This window comes from Caballeronia sp., assembly GCF_049581465.1.
Lineage (GTDB): Bacteria > Pseudomonadota > Gammaproteobacteria > Burkholderiales > Burkholderiaceae > Caballeronia.
Genome location: NZ_JBAUSA010001253.1, coordinates 1 through 3,508, shown reverse-complemented (window position 1 = coordinate 3,508; position 3,508 = coordinate 1). Strand labels below are relative to the sequence as shown.

Below are 3,508 nucleotides of genomic sequence, written 5' to 3'. Positions count from 1 at the left end.
ACCACTGTCCGGCCAACAACGGCGTGTATGCGCTGGAGATGAGCAAGGGCTGGTTCGATTCGAAAGGAATCCACGCGGGCATGAAAATCCAGGGATTGCCGGCAGCGCAATAAGCCAGCGGGGGTTGGGGCCGCCCCCAGCCTCCCCACCCACCCCAAATCCCCTCCTGGCAAGAATCCTGCAAAGACCTCCTCGACGCGCTATCCTGATAAACCAGCGAAAGCACGACAAGGTTCGCTTCGGAGCCACCGTCCGGGTTGCAAAAACCGAAAGACGCGCAATGTGCTCCACTCATTCAACAGGAGGTTCAAGTGGCCCGCAAGACTCCCATCGAGCGCTATCGGAATATTGGTATCAGCGCTCACATCGATGCCGGCAAGACCACCACCACCGAACGCATTCTGTTCTACACCGGGGTGAACCACAAAATCGGCGAGGTTCATAACGGCGCGGCCACGATGGACTGGATGGAGCAAGAGCAGGAGCGCGGCATCACGATCACCTCAGCCGCCACCACGGCCTTCTGGAAAGGCATGGCGGGGAATTATCCTGAGCACCGCATCAATATCATCGACACCCCCGGACACGTGGACTTCACGATTGAAGTCGAACGGTCGATGCGCGTGCTCGACGGCGCCTGCATGGTCTACGACTCGGTCGGCGGCGTGCAGCCACAATCGGAAACGGTGTGGCGCCAGGCAAACAAGTACAAGGTCCCTCGCATCGCGTTCGTCAACAAGATGGACCGCGTGGGCGCTGATTTCTTCCGCGTGCAGCGCCAGATTGGCGAGCGCCTGAAAGGCGTGGGTGTCCCCATGCAGATTCCGGTCGGCGCCGAAGACCATTTCCAGGGCGTAATCGACCTCGTCAAGATGAAGGCGATCATCTGGGACGAAATCAGCCAGGGCGTCGGGTTCGAATATCGGGAAATCCCGGCCGAACTGCTCGCTACCGCTGAAGAATGGCGCGAAAAGATGATCGAGGCGGCGGCCGACGCAAATGAAACGCTGCTCGAGAAATACCTGAGCGGCGAAGCGCTGAGCGAAGACGAGATCAAGGCTGCGATCCGCGAACGCACGCTGAAGAACGAGATCGTCCCCATGTTCTGCGGCAGCGCGTTCAAGAACAAGGGCGTGCAGGCCATGCTGGACGCCGTGATCGACTACCTGCCCTCGCCGGCGGACGTGCCCGCGATCATGGGCATCGACGAGTACGACAAGCACGCGGAACGTCATCCGACCGATGAAGATCCGTTCTCGGCACTCGCGTTCAAGATCATGACGGACCCGTTCGTCGGCCAGTTGATCTTTTTCCGCGTGTACTCGGGCGTCGTGAATTCGGGCGACACGGTCTATAACGCGGTCAAGGAAAAGAAAGAGCGGCTCGGCCGGATTCTCCAGATGCACGCAAACGAGCGTCTGGAAATCAAGGAAGTGCGCGCGGGCGATATCGCGGCGGCGGTTGGCCTGAAGGAAGCCACCACCGGCGACACGCTCTGCGATCCGGCACATCCGATCATCCTGGAACGCATGATCTTCCCGGAACCCGTGATTTCGCAGGCGGTTGAGCCGAAGACGAAGCCCGACCAGGAAAAGATGGGTATCGCGTTGAACCGGCTGGCTCAGGAAGATCCGTCATTCCGCGTTCAGACCGACGAGGAATCCGGCCAGACCATCATCTCGGGCATGGGCGAGCTGCACCTGGAAATTCTCGTCGACCGGATGAGGCGTGAATTCGGCGTGGAAGCGACGGTCGGCAAGCCGCAGGTGGCGTATCGCGAGACGATCCGCGTTCCGGTGGAAGACATTGAAGGCAAGTTCGTCAAGCAGTCGGGTGGACGCGGCCAGTATGGTCACGTGGTGCTCAAGCTCGAACCGCAAAAGCCGGGCACGGGCTACGAATTCGTCGATGCCATCAAGGGCGGCGTGGTGCCGCGCGAGTACATTCCGGCGGTCGACAAAGGCATTCAGGAAACACTGAAAGCCGGCGTGCTCGCGGGATATCCGGTCGTCGACGTGAAGGTCACGCTGACGTTCGGCTCATACCACGACGTGGACTCGAACGAGAACGCATTCCGCATGGCTGGATCGATCGCGTTCAAGGACGGCATGCGTAAAGCGAAGCCCGTGCTGCTCGAACCGATGATGGCCGTGGAAGTAGAAACGCCCGAGGACTTCATGGGCAACGTGATGGGCGATCTGTCGTCGCGGCGCGGCATTGTGCAGGGCATGGAAGACATCGCGGGCGGTGGTGGCAAGCTCGTGCGCGCCGAAGTGCCGCTGGCGGAAATGTTCGGCTACTCGACCACGCTGCGCTCGCTCACGCAAGGCCGCGCGACGTACACGATGGAGTTCAAGCACTACGCCGAGACGCCGAACAACGTCGCGGAAGCTGTCGTGAACGCGAAGGGCAAGTAAGCTTCACGATCGACTGGGCTGAAGACTGAACCGAAGTCCGTTGTTGCCTTCCGGCGGCAACGGGCTTTTTTATCTGTTAGATGACAGTGACAGCGACAGCGCTAAAGCGGACGACGAACGAAAAAGGCGAAGCGATGAGCGACGAACATACGCATACCGACTGGCGCGAACACGGCGTCAAGGTGATCAAGGGCAATCAACTCGATACGAACACCGCGCAGACGCCCGGCATGACGCGCGCGGCGGCCATCAACGCGGCACGCGTCGGCGCGCAGCAAATCTGGGCGGGGACGGTGACGATTCATCCCAATGCAAAGACGGGCGCGCATCATCACGGCGCACTGGAAAGCGTGATCTATGTGGTCCGCGGCCAGGCGCGCATGAAATGGGGCGATCACCTGGAATTCACGGCTGAGGCCGGACCGGGCGATTTCATTTTCGTGCCGCCTTACGTGCCGCATCAGGAGATCAATGCGCTAGCCGATGAACCGCTCGAATGCGTGCTGGTTCGCAGCGATAACGAAGCGGTGGTGGTCAATCTGAATATCGATGCAGTCGAAGAGCCTGAAGAAGTTTTTTGGGTTGATCCGATTCACAAGCATCCGCATCAGCCGTGATATCGGCGTCATGATGGAAATGGCCGCTCGCTAAATGGAACGTGTGCGGCCATTGCTTGAGCGGAATTTTCTACCGCGCTGGCGAGCTTGGCCAGATCAGGCTTTCTGCTTGATGACGCAAACGTCGCGCATGGCCCACAGCCGCTTTCTAATTCGGCAGCAATCGCCCGCATTGGAATCAGAATGCGTGTTGCTCGGCTAAACTGAAATCAAATGCGTGGGTCATCGTCGGCTCGTCGCCAGTCGGCGGGGTGTCCGCGAGACCAGAACAACAATCGACTACGGAACGCCCGATGAAGAAAACCGCACACGACCTCGCATTGCCTTCGCAATTTGATTTGACGCGCGATATGACGCTCGAACACGCAAGGGCATCGGCGGGGGAACTCGGCAATCACGCTATCGATGAATTCAAGGCCGGCCGTCTCTCGCGCCGCGCGTTGTTGCGGCATGCGAGCTTGCTGGGTGTATCGC

2 protein-coding genes and 2 pseudogenes are annotated in these 3,508 nt (G+C 59.7%); all 4 read left to right on the top strand.

Features of this window, described 5'->3' with window-relative positions; genetic code table 11:
- Window positions 1–113: pseudogene (locus tag WCA53_RS30485) on the top strand (DUF192 domain-containing protein); the annotation flags it as partial.
- A gap of 198 nt (window positions 114–311) precedes the next feature.
- Window positions 312–2,417, top strand: a complete 2,106-nt coding sequence (fusA, locus tag WCA53_RS30480; RefSeq protein ID WP_423920208.1) for an elongation factor G — start codon at window positions 312–314, stop codon at window positions 2,415–2,417.
- 134 nt (window positions 2,418–2,551) lie between these two features.
- Window positions 2,552–3,034: a cupin domain-containing protein gene (locus WCA53_RS30475; protein ID WP_423920205.1), complete on the top strand. Its 483-nt coding sequence runs from the start codon at window positions 2,552–2,554 to the stop codon at window positions 3,032–3,034.
- Window positions 3,035–3,327: 293 nt separating this feature from the next.
- Window positions 3,328–3,508 (top strand): annotated as a pseudogene (locus WCA53_RS30470) (ABC transporter substrate-binding protein); the annotation flags it as partial.